The organism is Nitrosomonas sp., from assembly GCF_020852615.1.
Lineage (GTDB): Bacteria > Pseudomonadota > Gammaproteobacteria > Burkholderiales > Nitrosomonadaceae > Nitrosomonas.
Map to the genome: position 1 here is coordinate 50,651 of NZ_JADZAJ010000025.1, position 22,422 is coordinate 73,072.

Annotated in this window: 17 protein-coding genes; 7 read left to right on the forward strand and 10 right to left on the reverse strand. The window is 53.7% G+C overall.

The window, feature by feature from the left end; genetic code table 11:
- The first annotated feature begins 73 nt into the window (after window positions 1-73).
- Window positions 74-952 (forward strand): RNase adapter RapZ, encoded by an 879-nt coding sequence (rapZ, locus tag IT527_RS06295; protein WP_292967676.1) that lies wholly within the window; start codon window positions 74-76, stop codon window positions 950-952.
- On the opposite strand, the gene recG is transcribed toward rapZ, so the two are convergent.
- On the reverse strand, window positions 937-2,997 hold the full coding sequence (recG, locus tag IT527_RS06300) for an ATP-dependent DNA helicase RecG (RefSeq protein WP_292967677.1): 2,061 nt from the start codon (window positions 2,995-2,997) through the stop codon (window positions 937-939). The genes rapZ and recG overlap by 16 nt on opposite strands.
- Window positions 2,998-3,030: 33 nt before the next feature.
- Complete coding sequence (locus IT527_RS06305; RefSeq protein ID WP_292967678.1) at window positions 3,031-3,426, reverse strand: RidA family protein; 396 nt, start codon at window positions 3,424-3,426, stop codon at window positions 3,031-3,033.
- Window positions 3,427-3,514: 88 nt separating this feature from the next.
- On the opposite strand from IT527_RS06305, the gene murA reads away from it, so the two are divergent.
- Window positions 3,515-4,768 (forward strand): UDP-N-acetylglucosamine 1-carboxyvinyltransferase, encoded by a 1,254-nt coding sequence (gene murA / locus IT527_RS06310; protein WP_292967679.1) that lies wholly within the window; start codon window positions 3,515-3,517, stop codon window positions 4,766-4,768.
- A gap of 47 nt (window positions 4,769-4,815) precedes the next feature.
- Here murA and IT527_RS06315 read toward each other — a convergent pair whose 3' ends face one another.
- Window positions 4,816-5,481, reverse strand: a complete 666-nt coding sequence (locus IT527_RS06315; RefSeq protein WP_292967680.1) for a hypothetical protein — start codon at window positions 5,479-5,481, stop codon at window positions 4,816-4,818.
- 184 nt (window positions 5,482-5,665) lie between these two features.
- Between IT527_RS06315 and argH the strand changes: the two genes are divergently transcribed.
- The 5 genes from argH to IT527_RS06340 all read left to right on the forward strand — a co-directional run bounded on the left by argH (window position 5,666) and on the right by IT527_RS06340 (window position 11,856).
- Window positions 5,666-7,051: an argininosuccinate lyase gene (gene argH, locus IT527_RS06320; RefSeq protein ID WP_292967681.1), complete on the forward strand. Its 1,386-nt coding sequence runs from the start codon at window positions 5,666-5,668 to the stop codon at window positions 7,049-7,051.
- 33 nt (window positions 7,052-7,084) lie between these two features.
- A complete protein-coding gene (locus IT527_RS06325) occupies window positions 7,085-7,990 on the forward strand; it encodes a fructosamine kinase family protein (RefSeq protein WP_292967682.1) in 906 nt (301 codons plus the stop codon).
- Window positions 7,991-8,194: 204 nt separating this feature from the next.
- On the forward strand, window positions 8,195-9,682 hold the full coding sequence (locus IT527_RS06330) for a dynamin family protein (protein WP_292967683.1): 1,488 nt from the start codon (window positions 8,195-8,197) through the stop codon (window positions 9,680-9,682).
- Window positions 9,683-9,760: 78 nt separating this feature from the next.
- Window positions 9,761-10,933 carry an RNA methyltransferase gene (locus IT527_RS06335; protein WP_292967684.1) on the forward strand — a complete coding sequence of 391 codons (1,173 nt, stop codon included), beginning with the start codon at window positions 9,761-9,763 and terminating at the stop codon, window positions 10,931-10,933.
- Between the two features lie 98 nt (window positions 10,934-11,031).
- Window positions 11,032-11,856: an HDOD domain-containing protein gene (locus tag IT527_RS06340; protein WP_292967685.1), complete on the forward strand. Its 825-nt coding sequence runs from the start codon at window positions 11,032-11,034 to the stop codon at window positions 11,854-11,856.
- Window positions 11,857-11,937: 81 nt separating this feature from the next.
- Here the strand turns inward: IT527_RS06340 and IT527_RS06345 are convergent, their stop codons facing one another.
- The 7 genes from IT527_RS06345 to cheA all read right to left on the reverse strand — a co-directional run bounded on the left by IT527_RS06345 (window position 11,938) and on the right by cheA (window position 22,208).
- Window positions 11,938-13,017, reverse strand: coding sequence for a chemotaxis response regulator protein-glutamate methylesterase (locus IT527_RS06345; protein WP_292967686.1), 1,080 nt, complete (start codon window positions 13,015-13,017; stop codon window positions 11,938-11,940).
- 10 nt (window positions 13,018-13,027) lie between these two features.
- A complete protein-coding gene (gene cheD, locus IT527_RS06350) occupies window positions 13,028-13,633 on the reverse strand; it encodes a chemoreceptor glutamine deamidase CheD (RefSeq protein ID WP_292967687.1) in 606 nt (201 codons plus the stop codon).
- Between the two features lie 73 nt (window positions 13,634-13,706).
- Window positions 13,707-14,555 (reverse strand): CheR family methyltransferase, encoded by an 849-nt coding sequence (locus IT527_RS06355; protein WP_292967727.1) that lies wholly within the window; start codon window positions 14,553-14,555, stop codon window positions 13,707-13,709.
- Between the two features lie 11 nt (window positions 14,556-14,566).
- Window positions 14,567-16,897: a methyl-accepting chemotaxis protein gene (locus tag IT527_RS06360; RefSeq protein ID WP_292967688.1), complete on the reverse strand. Its 2,331-nt coding sequence runs from the start codon at window positions 16,895-16,897 to the stop codon at window positions 14,567-14,569.
- Between the two features lie 185 nt (window positions 16,898-17,082).
- Window positions 17,083-19,338 (reverse strand): methyl-accepting chemotaxis protein, encoded by a 2,256-nt coding sequence (locus IT527_RS06365; protein ID WP_292967689.1) that lies wholly within the window; start codon window positions 19,336-19,338, stop codon window positions 17,083-17,085.
- A gap of 71 nt (window positions 19,339-19,409) precedes the next feature.
- Complete coding sequence (locus IT527_RS06370; protein WP_292967728.1) at window positions 19,410-19,925, reverse strand: chemotaxis protein CheW; 516 nt, start codon at window positions 19,923-19,925, stop codon at window positions 19,410-19,412.
- Between the two features lie 75 nt (window positions 19,926-20,000).
- On the reverse strand, window positions 20,001-22,208 hold the full coding sequence (gene cheA / locus IT527_RS06375) for a chemotaxis protein CheA (protein WP_292967690.1): 2,208 nt from the start codon (window positions 22,206-22,208) through the stop codon (window positions 20,001-20,003).
- Between the last annotated feature and the right edge of the window lie 214 nt (window positions 22,209-22,422).

Here is a 22,422-nt window from a genome sequence, read left to right on the forward strand (position 1 = left end):
TTTACTGCTGCCCTGGGGCCGGCGGTACCGGATTAGTGTATTTCCGGATAAGACACTTTGCTATACTCGGGACATGCAAGTCATCATCATCAGCGGGTTGTCCGGTTCGGGAAAATCCATCGCGCTCAATGTTCTGGAAGATTCGGGCTATTACTGTGTCGATAACCTTCCCGCATCGCTACTCGTCGTTCTCATCAACTATCTGCAAACACAGCACCACACGCATGCCGCAGTCGCCATCGATATGCGTAGCGGTGAGAACATCACTGTCCTGCCATGGCAGCTTAAAATGATCGATAAAAGCATCCGGATGAAGTTCATCTTTCTGGATGCGCGCACTGAGACATTGATGCAGCGTTTTTCCGAAACGCGCCGCAGGCATCCCCTGAGTGACAAAAATATCACACTGGCAGAAGCGATCCGGCGTGAACGTGAAACACTGGCCACGCTGATCGAGCTTGGACATCATATCGACACCAGCTCACTGCGGCCCAACGCACTGCGCGCTTTCATCAAGGATTTCATTGCCGACAGCCGCAATCTGCCCCAGCTGACCCTGCTGTTCCAGTCATTTGGCTACAAACACGGTATTCCACTGGACGCTGATCTGGTGTTTGACATACGCTGCCTGCCCAACCCTTTCTATGATCCGCAGCTGAAGGAACTGACCGGTCACGATCCTGAAGTCATCCGCTTCATGGAATCCCAGTCGGATGCCGCAAAAATGCTGAAAGACATCAGCAGTTTCCTCAATGCCTGGCTGCCTGCCTACATACGGGATAACCGGGCTTATCTTACAGTCGCCATTGGCTGTACCGGCGGACAGCATCGCTCGGTTTATTTTGCAGAAAAACTCGCATTACATTTTCGCAACGAAGCACATGTGCTGGTGCGCCATCGCGGTCTGGCGGAATATAACCATCAGGGATTAAATAACTACGCACGCAGGTAATCCTCTTTTCTTCCCAGCCAGCGCTGCATGTGCCGCTGTGCTTCATCCGGATAATTACGCAACATCTCTTCCGCCGCATTACGCGCCATTTCAAGCAAAGCGGTATCTTCTTCCAGATCGGCAAATCGCAGCAGGGGCACACCACTCTGGCGAGTGCCGAGAAATTCCCCCGGCCCGCGCAGCAGCAGATCCTGACGCGCAATCTCAAATCCATCATTATGTTCAAAAATAATCTGCAGGCGTTTGCGCGCCACTTCGGACAATGGCTGCTGATACATCAGGATACACACACCTGTTGCCGATCCGCGACCGATCCGCCCGCGCAGCTGGTGCAGCTGCGACAACCCCATACGTTCAGCGTGTTCAATCACCATCAGCGAAGCATTGGGTACATCCACACCCACCTCGATCACCGTCGTGGCAACCAGCAATTGCACCTGTCCCCGGCTGAATTCCGCCATAACTGCAGATTTTTCTTCACTGTTCAGTCGACCATGAATGAGAGCAATACTGAGATCAGGGAAAATCCGGCTCAGTGTTTCACAGGTTTCCACCGCCGTTTTCAGCTGCAGCACCTCGGATTCCTCGATCAGCGGGCAGACCCAGTAAGCCTGACGCCCGGCCAGACAGGCCTCGCGGATACGCGTAATGATCTCCTCACGCCGGGTGCTGTCGATCAGCCTAGTCACAACCGGCGATCGGCCGGGTGGCAGCTGATTGATGACGGAAACATCCAGATCAGCAAAATAACTCATGGAAAGTGTCCGCGGAATCGGTGTGGCACTCATCATCAGCTGATGCGGGATGACATTCTCACTCCCTCCCTTCATGCGCAGCGCCAGCCGCTGGCCCACTCCAAAACGGTGCTGCTCATCGATGATCACCAGCCCGAGCCGCCTGAACTGAACTGTTTCCTGAAATAACGCATGCGTCCCGATAACAAGCATAGCAGCACCGCTCGCCACTTTTTCCAGCGCCTCGTTACGCCTGTTTTTTTTCTGATTACCGGACAGCCAGCCGATACCGATACCCAAAGGAGTCAGCCATTCGGACAATTTGCGCAAATGCTGTTCGGCCAGAATTTCGGTTGGTGCCATGACAGCAACCTGGTAGCCACTGCCAATTGACTGCAACGCAGCCAGCGCCGCCACAACTGTTTTGCCACTGCCCACATCTCCCTGCAACAGGCGCTGCATGGGATAAGGCCGGGCAAGATCCCTGCTGATTTCGGCCACCACCCTGTGTTGTGCATCCGTCAGACCGAACGGCAGCACTTTCAACAGTGTCTGCCGCAAACCGGCCTGTTGCAGCAACACAGGCGCCCTCTGGCTGTGCCGCTGGCGATAGTGACTGCGCATGGAGAGCTGCTGTGCCAGCAGTTCATCAAATTTGATCCGATACCAGGCCGGATGGGAACGTTGCTGCAGGGAAGCAATTGATACCCCGGCAGGGGGACAATGCAGGATGGACAGACTGTCCGCAAACGCTGGAAGCGGGTAAGCAGACAGGATTGCTGCAGGCAGGATTTCCTGCAGCAGCCGTTTTTTCTGCAGCCGCTCAAACGCCTGTAGAATCAGTTTGGCAAGCGTGCGTTGCGGCAACCCGGCTGTGACCGGGTAAACTGGTGTCAGGGTATTTGCCAGCCCCATATCGTGACGTACCACCCGACATTTCGGGTGCACCATCTCGACTGTTCCATGAAATCCGGTACGCACCTCACCCAGCGCGCGTACACGCACCCCCGGAGACCAGGCAGCTGCCTGACTGGCATAAAAACTGAAAAACCGCAGATAAAGCGAACCACTGACATCCTCCACCCGACAAACGAGCTGTCGCCGCGGGCGGACCAGCACTTCCTGCTCAGCGACCACCCCTTCTATCTGCACTGTATTTCCGGGAACAGCTTCGCTGACGGGCGTCAGCCGGGTTTCATCCTCATAACGCAGCGGCAGGTGTAAAACCAGATCAAAATCACTGAACAGGCCCAGCTTTTCAAGCTTTTTGCGTAAGGATTCATCCAGTGGACCCAAAGTACGAACCGCCAATGGAAAAATTGATGTAAATGGAAAGCAGACGGTTTATCCGGCGCTACTCAGCACCACGACTGCATCCATTTCCACCAGTGCACCACGCGGCAGCGCTGATACACCAATGGCGGCACGTGCAGGGTAGGGCTGGCTGAAATGGTTACCCATGATCTCATTGACTTTTGCAAAATTACCCAGATCAGTCAGATAAACGTTCAGCTTGACGACATCCCCCAGGCTGCCGCCGCCGGCAGCGATCACCGCCTTGAGGTTGGCAATGACCTGTTCAATCTGTGCGTCAATTCCCTGCACCATTTCCATACTGACCGGATCCAGTCCGATCTGGCCGGAAAGATAAACGGTTTCCCCACCTGTTACGCGAACCGCTTGTGAATAGGTACCGATTGCCTGCGGGGCTTTATCGGTGCGGATGATAGATTTGCTCATTCTGACTCCCCGAATAGTACGATAGGATAAAATACCTGCCGCTGGTCTAACCGGGCGGCAGCCTCAACTTTCAATCAAACATAAATTCATGCAAAAACTCGTCATTCACGGCGGATCAAAGCTCCAGGGTGAAATCAGTATTTCCGGCGCCAAAAATGCAGCGTTACCCTTACTGTGTGCATCACTGCTGACTGCCGATACCTTTGCCATACACAACACCCCGCGTCTTAAGGATGTGACTACCATGCTGGCGCTGCTCGAACAAATTGGTGTGCGCATTCTAACAAATGACGCCGGCACAGCAGAACTGTCTGCAGCCGGCATCACCAACCCGACTGCCTCTTACGACATGGTTAAGACCATGCGGGCTGCCATCCTGGTGCTGGGCCCGCTGCTGGCACGAACCGGGCAGGCACACATCTCCCTGCCGGGTGGCTGCGCAATCGGTATGCGCCCGGTCGATCAGCACATCAAAGGGCTACAGGCCATGGGAGCGGAAATCAGTATTGAACAGGGCTATATCCGCGCCCAGGCCGGCCGCCTTTCGGGGGCTCGTATCGTCATGGATCTCGTCACAGTCACCGGTACTGAAAACCTGATGATGGCCGCCACCCTCGCCTCCGGTACCACTGTTCTGGAAAATGCCGCCCGTGAACCTGAAGTCATCGATCTGGCAAATTGCCTTATCAGCATGGGAGCCAAAATCGAAGGCGCGGGCAGTGATGTTATTACCATTGAAGGCGTGGATCGTCTGCACGGCTGTTCCCACACTGTCATGCCGGATCGTATTGAAACCGGTACCTTTCTGACTGCTGCTGCAGCCTGTGGCGGGGATATCACCCTGACCCGGGCACGAGCAGATACGCTTGATGTTGTCCTCGGCAAACTCGCCGAAACCGGTGCGGAAATTGATACAGGCGCAGACTGGATTCATTTGCACATGCCGCAGCGGCCGCAAGCAGTCAGCCTGCGTACTGCACCCTACCCCGCTTTCCCCACCGACATGCAGGCACAATTCATGGCACTGAACAGCATCGCTGACGGTACTGCTGTCATGACGGAAACAATTTTCGAGAACCGTTTCATGCATGTACAGGAACTCAAACGTCTGAATGCGGATATCCAGGTTGAAGGCAATACCGCAATTGTGCACGGCATTCCGCTGCTCGATGGGGCCAGCGTGATGGCAACTGATCTGCGCGCTTCCGCCTGCCTGATTATTGCCGGCCTGGTTGCGCAGGGTGAAACGGTCGTCGATCGGATCTATCACCTCGATCGGGGCTATGAGCAGATTGAGCAGAAACTGGCAAAGGCGGGTGCAAAAATCTGGCGCACCAGTTAAAAACCCCCGTGCTGCAGGGGGTTTTTAACTGAATATCTGCTGTCTGATCAGTTTTTCAGCAGGGATGGCGGGTTGTAGCTGATTATGATGGTGGCCAGACGTTTGTTCAAACCCATAACAGGTACAACCAGCAGTTTTTTACCAGCCACATCCGACTTAACAGTAATCGTTTGCAGATCAAGAATCTCTTTAGGGTAAAGGTTGGATGCTTCTTCAGTGATTAATCTTTTATCGGTGGATACCAGTAATTTGCCCTCGTCACTGACCAGTATGACACGCTCGGTATCTTTCATCTTGACCAGTTCGGACAGATACTGATCAATCTGGTCAAGATTGTTACGGATCAGCTCACCGCGCACGGCCCATGCCAGCACCTGACCATAACGCTCTTCTTCCCTGTTATATTGGCTGTCCGCATATTCACGCGCTTTTTTAACCAGCGATTCACTTTCCTGTTCGAGCTTCAGAGCCAACTCTGCCTGACCTTTTTCCAGCCGTGATTCAGCCTGATTGACAGCAATCTGCTTCCAGATGAACACCAGCAGCAACACTCCCAGAAAAACCAGTAATGTCCAGGAAGGCAGCTGTTTATGCTGGAGATCAGCAATCGGCGCAAACTTATTGCCCAGAATATTGAATAATGACGCGGGCCTGGTCCATTCAATCTTATCTTTGGACTGATTGTCCCCGTTTTGCGTGTATTGATCCGACATGAATTGCTCCTTCGTTAATAAATGACTCAAATGAAAGGCGATAATTATCCATCATTCCCCTTTCCAGGGAAAGCGGCGCTGTCAATAACCGGCCCATATTATGCATACGTGTTGCAAAATCTGCCAGTCGATTCTTGTCAGGTTGCGGGTAAAATGCAGGTTTCAACAAACAACAGACATTTCCGTGGAAGAAAATAATAAAACCTGGTCAGGGCGCTTCAGCGAGCCGGTTGCGCAACTTGTGCAGCGCTACACGGCATCAGTCGAATTTGATTACCGCCTGGCCGAACACGACATCCGGGGCTCGATCGCCCATGCACGTATGCTGGCCGCCACCGGCATCATCCAGACAGACGATCTGGCAGCCATTGAAAAAGGGCTGGCGCAAATCCGCGAAGACATTCGCAATGGTAAGTTTGAGTGGCAGCTCGAACAGGAAGACGTCCACCTGAACATCGAACGCCGCCTGACCGCACTGGTGGGTGATGCCGGTAAAAAACTGCATACCGCCCGCTCACGTAACGATCAGGTTGCCACTGATATCCGGCTCTACCTGCGCGCCGCGATCGACGATATTATCGGCCTCATCCACGGCCTGCAGCATGTGCTGCTGGATCTGGCAGAACAGCACGCCGCCACCATCATGCCCGGATTCACTCATTTACAGGTCGCTCAGCCCGTTTCATTCGGACATCATTTACTCGCCTATTACGAAATGCTGCAGCGTGACGGGCAGCGCCTGCAGGATTGCCGGAAGCGTGTCAATCAGCTGCCGCTGGGGGCTGCTGCACTGGCCGGCACCGGCTATCCTGTCGATCGCGCCATGGTTGCGCGTGAACTGGGGTTTGACGATATCTGCCACAATTCACTCGATGCCGTATCGGATCGTGATTTTGCAATTGAATTCTGTGCCGGTGCCGCACTCATCATGATGCACCTTTCCCGCCTGTCAGAAGAACTTATCCTGTGGATGAATCCGGCATTCGGTTTTATTCGGCTGGCAGACCGTTTCTGTACCGGCTCATCTATCATGCCGCAAAAGAAAAACCCTGATGTTCCCGAACTGGTACGCGGGAAAACCGGGCGCATCAACGGCCATCTGGTCGCATTGCTGACCCTGATGAAATCGCAACCGCTGGCCTACAACAAAGATAACCAGGAAGACAAGGAACCCCTGTTCGACACGGTTGACACGCTAAAAGACACACTGACCATTTATGCCGACATGCTGGCCGGTCTGCATGTCAACCCGGAAGCCATGCGTCAGGCGGCATTGCGCGGCTATTCAACCGCCACCGATCTGGCCGATTATCTGGTTAAAAAGGGAACTCCTTTCCGTGATGCGCATGAAGCAGTTGCCCAGGCTGTCCGCTTTGCCGAAAATAAAGCATGTGATTTAAGTGAGCTTCCGCTGGCAGATCTGCAGCAATTCTCTGCCGTCATCAGCGAAGATGTGTTCGAAGTACTCACACTGGAAGGCTCCGTCCGGAGCCGTAATCATCCTGGCGGCACGGCGCCGGAACAGGTGCGGGAAGCCATCTGCCAGGCCCGTTCACAGCTGCCCGGTTAAGTGATTCAACCAGACCTGGCAACGGAACACGGGATGAAACGGGAACCTCTGCAGATAACTTCTCCGCCGTGGCCGATCATTGCCGCACAGATTTCGCAACATATCCGGCAGGCATTTGTGCCACAAAGCCTCTCCCCGGTGGGGGGAGGCTGCATCAGCCAGACTTTCTGTATTCGCAGCCACAATCAGCAATTCTTCATCAAACTGAACAAAGCCAGGTATCTGCCCATGTTCGAAGCTGAAGCAGCCGGGCTGGAAGCCATACTCAACTCCGCCAGCCTGCGCGCACCACAGCCGCTGTGCAGCGGCAACGATCATGATCACGCCTGGCTGGTGCTGGAATTCATTGATTTGCAGAATCATGGAGATGCGGCTGCACTGGGAGCCGGACTGGCAAATATGCATCACCATACGGCAGAAACATTCGGCTGGATACGTGATAACACCATCGGCTCAACACCGCAAAAAAATACGGCCACCGGCTGCTGGATATCGTTCTGGCGTGAACACCGGCTGGGTTACCAGTTAAATCTCGCTCGAAAAAATGGCTACACCGGATCGCTCCAGTCACTTGGGGAGCAGCTTCTGTCAGAGTTCCAGCACTTCTTCACCGATACCATGCCGCTGCCATCACTGTTGCATGGCGACCTGTGGGGTGGCAATCATGCTTTCGATACCGGCGGACAGCCTGTCATTTTTGATCCGGCTGTTTACTATGGCGACCGGGAAACCGATCTGGCAATGACAGAACTGTTCGGTGGATTTCCTCCGGATTTTTATGCCGCCTATCGCGACACCTGGCCGGTAGAAGCCGGCTATGCCACCCGCAGGCAGCTCTATAACCTTTATCATATCCTCAATCATCTCAATCTGTTCGGGCCGCAATACCTGGGCCAGGCGGAACTGATCATAAAAGGACTGCTGGCCGAACTTGGTTAATACAAAAAATCCCGAAAAAACTCATCCATCTCACAGCTTTCATTGTCAAGCTGCGACAGGCACAATAAAATTGGACTGCATAACAGGAAAGGAGGTCGCTGTCACCAACCCGCATTTTACCGGCATTTCCATTGCCGCAATCCGTTATGATCAGGCCGTATAAGCCATAAACAACGCCGATACATCAAACAAGGATCATCAAATATGAGCACGACCAATATCCTCAAACATCTTGCCAATCTGGAAAAACATCTTGCCGAAGAACATCCGGACAACCCGGTCCTGACCCGGGCTGTCCACAGTTTCAGAAAACTGGACGGGGTCGCCCAGGCACTCGGGCTGCTGGATCTGAACGAGTCATACGCCACCTACGTCACCTGGTGGCCGATGATCGCCGTGCTGGGAACATTCTCATCAGGCAAATCCACTTTCATCAACTCCTATCTGAACCTGCCGCTGCAGCGCACCGGTAATCAGGCAGTCGATGACAAATTCACCGTGATCTGCTACAGCCGCCACGATGAAGTCAAAACCCTGCCCGGTGTGGCACTGGACGCTGATCCGCGCTTCCCGTTCTACCAGATCAGCCAGAATATTGATGAAATTGCCGAAGCCGGACCACAGCGTATTGATGCCTATATCCAGCTCAAAACCTGTCCTTCGGAAAAAATCCGCGGCAAAATCCTGATTGATTCCCCGGGGTTCGATGCGGATAGCCAGCGTACTTCCACCCTGCGCATCACCCAGCACATCATTGACCTGTCCGATCTGGTGCTGGTTTTCTTTGATGCACGCCACCCGGAACCCGGTGCGATGAAAGACACGCTCGAATATCTGGTTGCCTCAACCATCAACCGCCCGGATGCCAACAAGTTCCTTTACATCCTCAACCAGATCGACGTGACGGCAAAAGAAGACAACCCGGAGGAAGTCATCTCCGCCTGGCAGCGTTCACTGGCGCAAGGCGGACTACTGGCCGGCCGTTTTTACCGGATTTATGACAAGAATGCGGCCACCCCTATCGAAAACCCGCAAATCCGTGAACGCTTCGAACAAAAACGTGAGGAAGACCTGACAGACATTACCGCACGTATGCAGCAAATCGAAATCGAACGCTCTTATCGCATTGCCGCCATGCTCGAACAGACCGCCAGCAACATTGAAAATCAGACCATTGGCAAGCTGGAAGCCACCATCGATCAATGGAGAAGCCAGGTATTCACACTGGATGGCATCCTGATCGGCTTACTGACCGTACTGGCCGGTGTGGGATTGACGGTTACCGAAAGCTGGCATCTGGCCAAAGAATGTATCGTCGGTATTTCTAACGGCGGGGTGTTGCCGATCATGGCCGTTGTACTGCTGTTTGGCGTTATCGGTTATATTCATTTTGCTGTCCGTAAAACGGCCGCACGTAATATCCTCAAACAGATTCCAAAAGAATTCGGACACGATCACAACGCTGCCAGACAATTCAGCCGCGCCTTCAGCAAAAGTACTGCCGGTTACCGTCCCATCTTCCTGACAGGACCGGCTGGCTGGAATATGACAAACCGCCGCATCCTCGCTGAAGTTAAGGAAGAAGCCAATGATTACATCCAGATGCTGAACGATCAGTTCACCGATCCATCCGGCCACAAAGAACCGGAACTGGAATCGGAACAGAAACCGTTGGCAGCTGAACAGGCCTGATTGACTGACTGATCCATTTGTCAGCCACACCCTCTGCCACCTGAAACACAAAGGCAGAGGGTTATTTTTTGATGAACTATGTCATCATTCCAGGGCAAAATCACCCATCTGTCGCAAAAAGGGCTGGGGGTCGTGCACCACCCGGAAAACGGGCTTTCCTATTTTGTTGCCGGCACCTGGCCGGGTGACATTGGCGAATTTGCAATCACCGATCGCCCGCTGAACAACAAAAAATACGGCTACGCCCGGCTAATCCGCCTCACTCAGCCTTCCCCTCAGCGTAAAACACCCGAATGCCGGTTTCTGGGTTTCAGCGGCAACGACTGCTCCGGCTGCCCGTGGATGATCGCCGACTACAACAGCCAGCTGGATCAGAAAAGGAACCGGTTTCTGTATGCCATGCACCGCACCGGTTTTGACCCCGATAGACTGAAGGTTGGCCCGGTACAGCCTTCCCCCGGTCTGCTGGGCTATCGCAACCGTTTTCAGGTCAAAACAGATGGTGAAAAACTGGGTTTCGTTGCTGAAGGATCGCACCATATCGTCCCGATCGAGGATTGCCTGGTTCTTAATGACACCTGCCGGCAACAGCTGCACACCCTGCGCAGGCACCTGCCCAATCCCGAATGGACACCGGCACCCGGACATGACTGGAATTTCATTGATCTGGATGATCAGTCTCCGGTAGAGCCCGTGTCACTCAACTGCAGGCAGCCTTTCCGGCAAGGGAACGATGCACAGAATCAGTGGATGAAGGCATGGCTGAAACACACACTCGGACAACACGGTAACTTGCGCCAGATCGTCGAATTATTTTGCGGATCGGGTAATTTTACCGAGGTCATCGCACACACCGGTTGCCCGGAAATCCTGGCTTATGAAGCGGATCCCCGGGCCATTGCCGTTCTGCAGCAGAAACATTTTCCCGGCGTAACCGCCAGAACAGCCGATCTTTACCACCCCTTCATCTGGAAAACCCTCAGAAAAAGGGTAAAAGATGCGGACACGCTGATACTCGATCCGCCCCGCTCCGGCCTGAAAACCCTGCAGGGTTTCTTCGAAGCCTTTACTTCACTTGAAACCATCTGTTACATCTCCTGCGATCCTGCCACTTTCGCACACGATACCAGGGCATTCTGCAGGCAGGGATGGCAGTTCAGCAATATCCAGCTGGTTGATCTGTTTCCGCATACGCCGCATGTTGAAGTGATGGCGGTATTGCGCAGGGAACACAAGGCGCGCAAGACCTAAACTATCCCGTCAGATTGCCGAAGAAATAACAGTAGTCCCATCCGGAACACCCGTTCCGGGACATTACTGAATCAGCTATCAACGGAGAAAAATACGACATGACGATACAGCCGGAAAATTTTCGCACACTAGGCGAATGGGCCCGGTTTCTCGGGGAAGTGGAAATTCCCGTACTGCGCAAAACCGCAAATGATCTGGCCACATTAAGAAAACTGGAATCCAGCCCCGGTGCCCGCAGTGTTGCCCAAATCATCAGGCGCGATCCACTCATGACAGTCAAGCTGCTGCGCCATCTGCAAAAACATAAGAACAAGCGGCAACAACAGGAAATCATGCAGGTTGAACAGGTACTGATCATGCTGGGTGTGGAAAACACGCTGGATCAGGTACCTGCGGAACCGCTTGTGGAAAATTTACTGCAACACCATACCGCAGCACTGGTTCACCTGCTGCAGCGGATACACCGTGCGCATATCGCCTCCAACTATGCGTTCGAATGGGCCGTGCGCCTGCACGACACCCATTTTGAGGAAATTCGCACCGCCGCACTGCTGTATGACATCACCGAAATGCTGCTGCGCTGCTTCGTCCCGGACAAAATGCTCGAAATCGACACCATGCAGCAACAGGATAAATCGCTGCGCAGTGCCGCAGCCCAGAAAACCGTACTGGGCTTCACCGTATATGATTTACAGGACGTGCTGGTAGAAGCCTGGGCACTTCCCGGGCTGCTGATCATGCTGATGGATGAAGCGCATACTGCCCATCCACGGGTACGCAATGTCGTGCTGGCAGTCAATCTGGCCAGACACAGCACCCACGGCTGGAATGATGCCGCCCTGCCGGATGATTATGCTGCAATCGGTGAACTGCTGCGTATCACGCCGGATGACGCCAAAATACTGGTACACGCCCACGGCTGATATGACTGACGCTGATACCGAAGATTACTGACACGGCTGAAAATGAAACTGCTGAAAACAAGCCCCGATCAGGGTATGTTTTCAGATACGCACAGCCTGTCTGACTGAACCGGCCAGCCTGGCCAGAATCCGTTTGGCCATATCCTGCAGCGGAACAATTTCATCGACAGCACCAATGGCAATCGCTTCTCTGGGCATGCCGAACACCACGCAACTGGTTTCATCCTGCGCCAGGTTATAGGCACCCGCATGATGCATATCGAGCATTCCCGCCGCCCCATCCCTGCCCATCCCCGTCAGAATCACACCAACCGCATTTTTCCCCGCGCACTGTGCAGCGGACTGGAACAGCACATCCACTGAGGGGCGATGGCGATTGACCGGATCTGCCTGGCTCAGTTCAGTCACGTAATTGGCACCGTTCTTTTTCAGCAGGAGATGGGAATGACCCGGTGCGATATACGCATGCCCCGGCAGCACCCGCTCACCCCCCTCCGCTTCCGTAACCCGGATTTTGCAGAGCCGGTCGAGCCGCTCGGCAAAGGAGCGGGTAAATCCCGGGGGCATATGCTGGGCAATCAGAATTCCCGGACAATCCGGCGGCAGATGAACCAGCACATCCTTGATGGCTTCAGTACCCCCGGTGGATGCGCCGATAATGATCAGTTTCTCAGTGGAAATACCGTGATGCTGCGGCATCTGCACAATATTGCCATTCGCAGCATCATTACCGGCGGTAACCGGTGCCAGGCGACGGACATGCGCCATGCTGGCGGTACGGATCTTGCCGGCAATTTCATCTGCATAGGCTTCCAGACCATGGCGGATATCCATCTTGGGTTTCGCAACGAAATCGATTGCCCCCAGTTCCAGCGCCCGGAAGGTTGCTTCCGATCCCCGCTCGGTCAGCGTCGATACCATTACCACCGGCATCGGCCGCAATCGCATCAGTTTCTCCAGAAACTCCAGCCCGTCCATTTTTGGCATTTCCACATCCAGTGTCAGTACATCCGGATTCAGTGTGCGAATCATTTCACGCGCCACCAGTGGATCAGGTGCTGCACCAATCACCTCCATATCCGGCCGGGTATTAATGATCTCGGTCAATAATTTTCGAATCAGGGCTGAATCATCGATGACGAGTACACTGATCTTCTTCATGAGTTTCCTCTCAATTTTCACAAGTACCCGGCTGCGTTCCTGGCTGCGCCTCGGACAACAGTAACCGGCTGTAATTCTGCTCACGCTCGACGATGGTATCGTTACGCGATACATATAATTTCTTCTGCAATACCCGGCCGCTTCTGGGAAAGAAATGGATCTTGCGCGGATGGCTGCCTTCCAGGTCTGCCGCCAGAATCGGAATCCCCCGCTCTGCCAGATATTTTTTGACAAACCGGGTATTCTGCGAACCGATCATTGAGGACACCATGGCACGCTGCACGTTACCGCCTCCAAACACCTTGGCAACCAGATTTTCCTTGCGTGCACCGTTTCCAAGCAGCTCACGAATCAGGATATCCATCGCATAGCTGCCAAAACGCGCACATTCCACCTGAAGCCCCTGGTCATTCTCCCCTTTGGGCAGCATAAAATGGTTCATTCCGCCCACCCCGCTCTGACTGTCGTAAATACAGGCTGAAACACAGGAACCCAGTACCGTGCTCAGCACCATATCCCGGGTGGTTACAAAATATTCTCCCGGCAGCAGCTTGACCGCATCAATATTCAAACGCTGATCAAAATAAAAACTTGAAGCAAATTGAGGATCAATCATGGCAGGATGGAATTACCCGGTAGTTTGTCGAATTTGGCGCTGGTATGTACGCATGTCCCTGGCTCCGCCGTTCCTATTTCACCACCGGCCTGTAAACCGTCCGGTCGATGAGTCTGATCAGATCAGAGGCATGCTGAAACACTTCCGAATGGCCCATAAACAGCAATCCGTCGCGATTCAGCAGTGGTACGAATTTTTGCAGGATCCGGTATTGCGTCGGCTTATCAAAATAAATCATGACATTACGGCAGAAAATTGCATCGAAAGGCCCGCGCATCGGATATCTGGGATCCAGCAGATTGAGCGGCCTGAATGCGACCAGATCGCGCAGCTCCTGTCGCACCCGGACATAGCCGGCGGTACCGTTCTTTCCTTTAAGGAAGAATCGCCGGATTCTTTCGGGCGACATGGATTCCAGCTTGTCGAGGGAATAAACCCCCTCGCGCGCCACTGCCAGCACTTCGGTATCAATATCAGTTGCGAGAATCCGTACCGGTGGTTTCAGTGAATTAAATGTCTCCACCATCGTCATCGCCATTGAATAGGGTTCTTCCCCGGTAGAAGCCGCACTGCACCAGAGTTTTACAGTCTGTCCGGGCTGCCGCTTTCTGACATGTTCAGCCAGTATCGGGAAATGATGTTCCTCCCGAAAAAAAGAAGTCAGATTGGTAGTCAGTGCATTGACGAAAGACTCCCATTCCGTATCCCGGTTATCCCTCTCCAGACGTGCCAGATATTCACCAAATCCTCGCGCGCCGGTGGCACGCAAACGCCGTGACAGGCGGGTATACACCATCTCCTGGCGATTCTCGGCCAGTGCGATACCGGCCCGCGCGTAAATCATTTTCTTCACACAATCAAAATCCTGTGAAGAAAACGCATATTCACGGGTACTTTGTTCACCAGGAGCACGTGTATTCATCATATTCAGCGTCAGAACTCTTCCCATTCTTCTCTGGTGCCGGCAGAAGCCGATGCAACAGCGCTCCTGGCAACTGCTTTTTTCCGGCTTTGGGCTTGTGGCAGGCGTTCAACGTTGGTTGCCCGGTTGGGACCGCGCCGCTCGACGAATGGCTGGCTGTCCGTATAAGCCACAGCCACCCCGTGCTCCAGTTTGAATGCCGCCACCGCACGGGACAGCTGGTCTGCCTGTTCGCGCATGGATTCAGAAGCGGCTGCCGCTTCTTCCACCAGCGCCGCATTCTGTTGCGTGATCTCGTCCATCTGCGTAATCGCCTGATTGACCTGCTCGATCCCCAGACTCTGTTCCTGTGAAGCAGCGGAAATCTCGCCCATGATGTCGGTCACGCGCTTGACTGACAGCACCACTTCCTCCATCGTCCTGCCGGCCTGATCGACCAGCTGGGTGCCATCTTCCACCTTGTGCACCGAGTTATTGATCAATTCCTTGATTTCTTTAGCGGCAGCTGCCGAACGCTGTGCCAGCGTGCGCACTTCCGTTGCCACCACGGCAAATCCGCGCCCCTGTTCACCGGCACGTGCCGCTTCCACCGCCGCATTCAGCGCCAGAATGTTGGTCTGGAAGGCAATGCCGTCAATTACGCTGATAATGTCGACAATCTTCTTCGAACTATCATTGATCGCACTCATGGTCTGTACCACCTGACTGACGACCTCGCCACCTTTCACCGCCACATCAGAAGCCGAAGCGGCCAGCTGATTGGCCTGACGGGCATTGTCCGCATTCTGCTTCACCGTCGAGGTCAGTTCCTCCATGCTGGCGGCAGTTTTCTCCAGATTGGCCGCCTGTTGCTCAGTCCGGTGGGAAAGATCGGTATTGCCATCGGCAATCTCTTTCGAAGCGGTGGTAATCAGCCCGGTGGCATCCTTGATCTGCCGGACAATATTGGCCAGCTGCCCCACGGTGATATTGGCATCATCCTTCATGGTGGCGAACATACCCTGATATTCATGCATGATTTTCTGAGTCAGGTCTCCCTCCGCCAGCGCATCCATAATGCGGATGACATCCTCCAGCCCCTGGGAAATGCTTTCCATCAGCCGGTTGATTTCTTCCGCCAGTTGCCGCAAAAATCCTTCCTTGCCGGCCAGCGTCAGGCGTTTGCTGAAATCCCCTGTCACGCCTGCCTGGACAATCTCCATGACTTCCTTTTCAACCGTCAGCTCCTGCGTGCGGTCACGCCATTCGATTACTGATCCCGCCTGTTCTCCCGATTCACTGGTCACCGGTATCAGAGTCAGCGAATAGGTCCGCTCTCCAACCCTGACATTATCAATCTGCTGCTGTCCGGTCAGATCTCGCAGGTGATTCTGTAATGATTGACGTATTTTCTGTTCAGCCGCTTCATTCACCAGAATTTCCCGCACCATCCGGTTCATGAAAATAATTGTTCCGGTATTGTCCGCAATCATGACGGCGGAAGTGGCAATATCCAGCGCGTTACGTACCCGCAGGTTTTCCATGTTCATGCGTTTGGTTTCGGTAAAATCGATCCCCGCCCGAATCTGCATGGACTTGAGTGCCTCGGTCAGCCGCCCGATCTCATCATGACGATGGATGGTAATCTGGCTGGTGTAATCCCCCTGCGCCATTTTGTCCAGATGATGAATCATGGCATTCACCGGCCGATGAATGGCGTGATACAACAGCCCGCCCAGCACAGCTGCCAGACAGGTACTCAACCCCATCCCGGCAAATGCCAGATCCGGCTGGCCCTGCATCATCAGCCAGGCGGAACCCGCCATAACCAGCAACGGTACCGTGCCCAATCCGGCGATCCGTGTTTTCAGGCCGAGATGGCGGAATTTCCCGCGCAATGATCCCAGCCAGCTATCCGCCACCACCTCTCCGGCGACAATGCGCACCTTTGCCGTACCCTCACGCATCTGGCGATAGAGCATCTCGGCCGCCTGAATCTGCTCACGCGACGGCTTACTGCGCACGGACATATGTCCGGTCACCTTGCCCTGTTCCCTGACGGGCGTTACATTGGCATATACCCAGTAACAGCTGCCATCTTTGGAACGGTTTTTGACCATCCCGCTCCACGGCTTGCCCTGTCTGATCGTCTGCCAGAAATCAGCAAACGCCTCCTGTGGCATATCCGGATGGCGGATGATGTTATGCGCCTGTCCAATCAGTTCCTGCTCAGTGAAACCACTCATTCTGACAAATGGCTCGTTGATATAGGTAATGACCCCTTTGGCCGTAGTCCTGGAAACGAGAAATTCTCCATCCCGCATCTCATGCTCCACGTTGGTCACCGGCATATTGACCCGCATAATCCTTCCTCAGTAAATTATATTATTCGTTGAAACACTGCTCCGCTTTCGCGAACCGCAACCACCCTCTTCTTTTTCACGGGCAGGAATCACCCTCTCGTCTTCGCGGGCAGTGAAGCGGCGTGGTAATCCATAAACCCCTTCCTGTTTATTCAGGTAAAGGAAGGCATGCATCCTGTTTCATGTCAGAACTCTTCCCAGTCGCCATCCGTTCCGGTTGGAACAGAGGAGGATGTCCCGGAGGAAGCGGCTTTTCGGTGGCTCCTTGCTTGCGGCAGGCGCTCAACGTTGGTCGCCCGGTTGGGGCCGCGCCGTTCAACCAGCGGTGAGCCGGCCGTCTGCGCCAATGTCATGCCCTGTTCCAGCTTGAATGCTGCCACCGCACGGGACAGCTGTTCTGCCTGTTCGCGCATGGATTCGGAAGCGGCTGCCGCTTCTTCCACCAGCGCCGCATTCTGTTGCGTGATCTCGTCCATCTGCGTAATCGCCTGATTGACCTGTTCGATCCCCTGGCTCTGTTCCTGTGAAGCGGCCGAAATCTCGCCCATGATGTCGGTCACACGCTTGACCGACATCACCACTTCCTCCATCGTCCTGCCGGCCTGATCGACCAGCTGGGTGCCATCTTCCACCTTGTGCACTGAATTGCTGATCAGCTCCTTGATTTCCCGGGCGGCGGCTGCCGAACGCTGTGCCAGTGTGCGCACTTCCGTTGCCACCACGGCAAATCCGCGCCCCTGTTCACCGGCACGTGCCGCTTCCACCGCCGCATTCAGCGCAAGGATATTGGTCTGGAAGGCAATGCCGTCAATTACGCTGATAATGTCGACAATCTTCTTCGAACTGTCATTGATCGCACTCATGGTCTGTACCACCTGACTGACGACCTCACCGCCTTTCACCGCCACATCGGAAGCCGAAGCTGCCAGCTGATTGGCCTGACGGGCATTGTCAGCATTCTGCTTCACCGTCGAGGTCAGTTCCTCCATGCTGGCGGCGGTTTCTTCCAGATTGGCCGCCTGCTCTTCAGTACGTTGTGACAAATCCGAATTGCCGTCAGCAATTTCTTTTGAAGCAGTGGTAATCAGCCCGGTGGCATCCTTGATCTGCCGGACGATATTGGACAGCTGTCCCACCGTCACATTTGCATCATCCTTCATGGTGGCAAACATACCCTGGTATTCCCGCGTGATCTTCTGGGTCAGATCCCCCTCCGCCAGCGCATCCATAATGCGGATGACATCCTCCAGGCTGGTTTCACAGGTTTGCATCAACTGATTGAGATTGCTTACCATGGCATGGAACTCATACTGGTATTTGCCGGCATCGCCCCGGCGGGAGAAATCACCTGCCACTGCCCCTTCCACCAGATATTTGATTTCGTTATTAACCGCCTGCATACCGGCCTTGACCTTGTCCATTGCTTCAGTCACTTTTGCTTTCTCACCGGGCAGGCGATCCATATCTACTGACAGATCCCCCTGTGCATAACGTGTAACAATTTCGACTATCCGCATTTTGACGGCAATATGGGCTGCCACCAGATCATTGACGGTGCTGGCAATTTCACCGTAGCTGCCTGGAAATTTACTGGCAGGAATCCGATAACTGATTACACCTGCTTCGTGTTGCTGCTGCATTTTCTTCTGGGCAGCGGTAAAGCTGTTCAAGACATCCACCATCTTGTGCATTGATCTCAACAGCACGGAAATTTCATCGTGCCCGGTTATTTCAATGTGCTGATCCAGATGCCCGTTGGCAATGCCATCCGCGACCTGCACAGCCTGACTGATCGAACGGCTGATACCACGGATCAGCACAAAACCCATCCCGCCCGCCAGCAGAATGCCCAGCGTAACCAGAATGATGGTGGTAAAAATCATCTGGGTAGCATTGGCCTGTGATGCTTCATATTCCTGCGAAACCATGTCCTCCTGCATTTTTACCAGCTTCAATAACGCAGTAAAAAGCACATCATATTTAGGTACAACATCTGTAGTCGCGTGAGTCATGGCTCTATCAAAATCACCCTTGATTGCCAGATCAAGAGTCACGTTGCGTGCAACCTGATAAGACTTCCACAGCTCAACAAAACGATTGGCAAGTATCTGTTCTTCCGGAACAATTTTTGTGAGATTGTATTGCCGCCAGTGCTCCCCAAGCTCGGCATCATCACTGATAATTTGTGTTGCCCGCTGCCGTGCACCATCGCTATCGCGCAGATTGGCTGCCAGCAGTGCACTAACGCGTATCCGCTGCAGCGCGACCATAATGCTTGAAAAATGCTCAAGAGCTATCACCCGGTCTTCATAGATCGATTCCAGTTTTGCTTTAGACTGATACGAACCGTACAGCCCTATCGCCCCCATACTGACCAGCGCGATGGACAGCAGACCAATCATAAGAATCAGCCGTGATTTGATCGTCATGTTCTGCAACATTTTTTCTCCCGATTTAAGTGACTTGCCTTGAAAATGATTAATATTTTGTTCCGGGGAGCTGATCCATCCGGTTATTTTGCTGCCTGTTCCAGAATGCCCATATCCGGGCTGCTCATAAGCCTCTCGATATCCACCAGAATCAGCATGCGCGCTTCCACGGTACCCAGTCCGATGATGTATTCGGTATCAATCACTCCGCCAAACTCCGGGGCAGGGCGCAGCTGTTCGGTATCCAGATTGATGACATCGGAAACACCATCCACCACGATGCCAATGACGCGTCCGGACAGGTTCAGGATGATGACTACGGTGAACTGGCCGTAGAGCGCTTCACCGAGGTTGAACTTGATACGCATATCAACGATCGGCACGATGACACCGCGCAGATTGATGACCCCCTTGATAAATTCGGGGGCATTGGCGATGCGGGTAATAGCGTCATACCCGCGAATTTCCTGGACCTTGAGGATCTCGATACCGTATTCCTCTTTTCCCAGCCGGAAAATCAGGAATTCGCTGCTGGCAAGATTTCTGACCGGATTAAGTGATTCGCCTGTATTAGCAGCTGCGGCTTGGGTCAACAACATGGTTTGCTCCTCAGTAAAGTGCACGAATTGGGTAGCTGTTTTAACGGCTGTTCCCACAGAAATTTGATCCATTTATTACGCGGCATGGACCATTCTCTGTTTCGTGACGTTGACCAGCCCCACGGCGTCGAGGATCAGGGCAACGCTGCCATCCCCCATGATGGTGGCACCCGACACCCCGGCCACCCGGCGATAATTGCTTTCCAGACTCTTGATCACCACCTGATGCTGGCCGACCAGCGTATCGACAAACATGGCGGCTTTGCTACCTTCGGCATCGAGGATCACCAGAATGCCCTCATGGATGTTTTTGACAGCCGGTTCCAGACTGAAAATTTCATGCAGGGCAATCACCGGCAGGTATTCTCCGCGCACCTGTACCACACGCCCCTGGCCTTGTATGGTGCGGATGTCCTCCGCAGCAGGCTTAAGTGATTCAGTGATATAGGCCAGCGGGATGATGAACATCTGATCCCCCACGGCAACCGACAGGCCATCCAGTATGGCGAGCGTCAGCGGCAGGCGGATCGAAATCTTCGTTCCCTTCCCGGTAACCGAGTCGATTTCCACCCGTCCGCCGAGTCCCTCGATATTGCGTCTGACCACATCCATGCCTACACCACGACCGGAGACATCTGTCACCACATCGGCAGTGGAAAAACCGGCCTCGAAAATCAGCATCCACACTTCCTGATCACTCATGTGTTCATTCACAGACAGGCCGCGATCACACGCTTTGGCCAGGATTTTTTCGCGATTGAGCCCGCCACCGTCATCTGATACTTCAATCACAACGCTGCCGCCCTGATGCGATGCCCGCAGCGTAATCGTGCCGCGTTCAGGTTTGCCCGCGACCTTTCTTTTTTCCGGTGCTTCAATGCCATGATCCAGACTGTTGCGAATCAGATGCGTCAGCGGATCGGTAATTTTTTCAATCAGCCCTTTATCCAGCTCGGTACCTTCACCCACCGTTTTAAGCTCAACCTGCTTGTTAAGCTTGGAAGCAACATCTCTGACGACTCGCGGGAACCGACTGAATACAAAACTGATGGGCATCATGCGGATCGACATGACCGCTTCCTGCAGGTCACGGGTATTGCGTTCCAGCTGATTGAGACCGTTGAGCAGTTTTTCAAAAATGACCGGGTCAATCTGGCTCGCGGTTTGAGCCAGCATGGCCTGGGTAATCACCAGTTCCCCGACCAGATTGATCATTTGATCCACTTTTTCAACGCTGACACGAATCGAGGAAGATTCGCTGTTTGCATTGGCCTGATCTGCTGAAGGTTTCTGTTTCGCGCGTGGCGCACCAATAACTTCGGCCACCTGTTTTACTTCGGATTTCGCCGTGTTTTCCGGACTGTCTGAGCTGATAACACCGGATGCTGCCGGTGTTGCGATCCTGGCCTGTGGCTCAGTCTGTTCAGATAAGACAGGCTGGGTACGCGCCATCACGGGCGATTGCTCAGGCGCGCTTTCGATAACGGGTTCAGGTGTCTCAGGTGTAACGGCGGCCAATGGCGAGCTGCCTGCTGTTTTTTCAGCTTCTCTGATGAGCAGACTGGCAGGATCAACCAGAAAAGCCAGCGTTTCCCACACATCTTCTTCACTCATCGGCGTGGAAAGCTGCAAGGTACAAATCGCCACGTTGGCCGGATCGGATAAATTTTCCACCTCCCCAAGCCGCTCCAGATCGAGCATCAGCTTATCCATCACCGGCTGAGCCAGATTGGTACAGTCAAATTCGATCCGGTAGGTAATTCCCCCTTTTACCGCTGGAACCGATGCAGATGCTTCAGCAGCAGAAACCAGGGCCGAAACCGGCATTTGTTCTGCCGCAACCGGGACAGATGGTTCGGCTGGCGCGGATTGTGCTGCTGTATGACTGCTGCCGGTATCCATTTCCAGCTCTTTCAATTCCCGGTTAACCGCTTCCACTTCTGCCGGATCAGCCGAACCACTGCCTTTATGTCCATCAAGCTGATGTCTCAGTACATCTCTGGCATGCAGAAAAGCATCCACCATTTCAGCACGCAGGACGAGCTCATTTTTGCGCAGCCGGTCCAGCAGCGATTCCAGCACATGAGTCAGCCCCGCCATATCAGTAAAGCCGAACGTACCCGCGCCCCCTTTGATGGAGTGCGCCACACGAAAGATCGCATTCAAATCTTCCGGGTCAGGTGACTGAATATCCAGCCTGAGCAGGCGTGTTTCCATCTCTGCCAGCAGCTCACCTGCTTCTTCAAAAAATATCTGATAAAACTGCTCGAGATCAGTACTCATGCGGACTCCTGTCTGAAATTTGCAACAGATTACTGCTGCAGAATAAATATGTAGTTTCGAATAAATTGATAAACCGGCTTCATTTCTGTTGCCCCCTAAACTGTCACCAGTACTTGGTTATATCGGCACTTACTTTCTCATCGTCATAAATTGTCGGCAAAAGGAGACATCCGCAATGGGTTACAATTACTGTAGAAGCCTGATACAACAGGAA

Excerpts from the sequence above, each read along its gene's own strand:
- IT527_RS06315 (WP_292967680.1), bottom strand. The coding sequence starts at position 5,481 with ATGTCGGATCAATACACGCAAAACGGGGACAATCAGTCCAAAGATAAG.
- IT527_RS06370 (WP_292967728.1), bottom strand. The coding sequence starts at position 19,925 with ATGTTGTTGACCCAAGCCGCAGCTGCTAATACAGGCGAATCACTTAAT.
- IT527_RS06305 (WP_292967678.1), bottom strand. The coding sequence starts at position 3,426 with ATGAGCAAATCTATCATCCGCACCGATAAAGCCCCGCAGGCAATCGGT.
- IT527_RS06335 (WP_292967684.1), top strand. The coding sequence starts at position 9,761 with ATGTCATCATTCCAGGGCAAAATCACCCATCTGTCGCAAAAAGGGCTG.
- cheD (WP_292967687.1), bottom strand. The coding sequence starts at position 13,633 with ATGATTGATCCTCAATTTGCTTCAAGTTTTTATTTTGATCAGCGTTTG.
- IT527_RS06365 (WP_292967689.1), bottom strand. The coding sequence starts at position 19,338 with ATGTTGCAGAACATGACGATCAAATCACGGCTGATTCTTATGATTGGT.
- IT527_RS06360 (WP_292967688.1), bottom strand. The coding sequence starts at position 16,897 with ATGCGGGTCAATATGCCGGTGACCAACGTGGAGCATGAGATGCGGGAT.
- IT527_RS06325 (WP_292967682.1), top strand. The coding sequence starts at position 7,085 with ATGAAACGGGAACCTCTGCAGATAACTTCTCCGCCGTGGCCGATCATT.
- cheA (WP_292967690.1), bottom strand. The coding sequence starts at position 22,208 with ATGAGTACTGATCTCGAGCAGTTTTATCAGATATTTTTTGAAGAAGCA.
- IT527_RS06330 (WP_292967683.1), top strand. The coding sequence starts at position 8,195 with ATGAGCACGACCAATATCCTCAAACATCTTGCCAATCTGGAAAAACAT.
- rapZ (WP_292967676.1), top strand. The coding sequence starts at position 74 with ATGCAAGTCATCATCATCAGCGGGTTGTCCGGTTCGGGAAAATCCATC.
- IT527_RS06340 (WP_292967685.1), top strand. The coding sequence starts at position 11,032 with ATGACGATACAGCCGGAAAATTTTCGCACACTAGGCGAATGGGCCCGG.
- murA (WP_292967679.1), top strand. The coding sequence starts at position 3,515 with ATGCAAAAACTCGTCATTCACGGCGGATCAAAGCTCCAGGGTGAAATC.
- IT527_RS06345 (WP_292967686.1), bottom strand. The coding sequence starts at position 13,017 with ATGAAGAAGATCAGTGTACTCGTCATCGATGATTCAGCCCTGATTCGA.
- IT527_RS06355 (WP_292967727.1), bottom strand. The coding sequence starts at position 14,555 with ATGAATACACGTGCTCCTGGTGAACAAAGTACCCGTGAATATGCGTTT.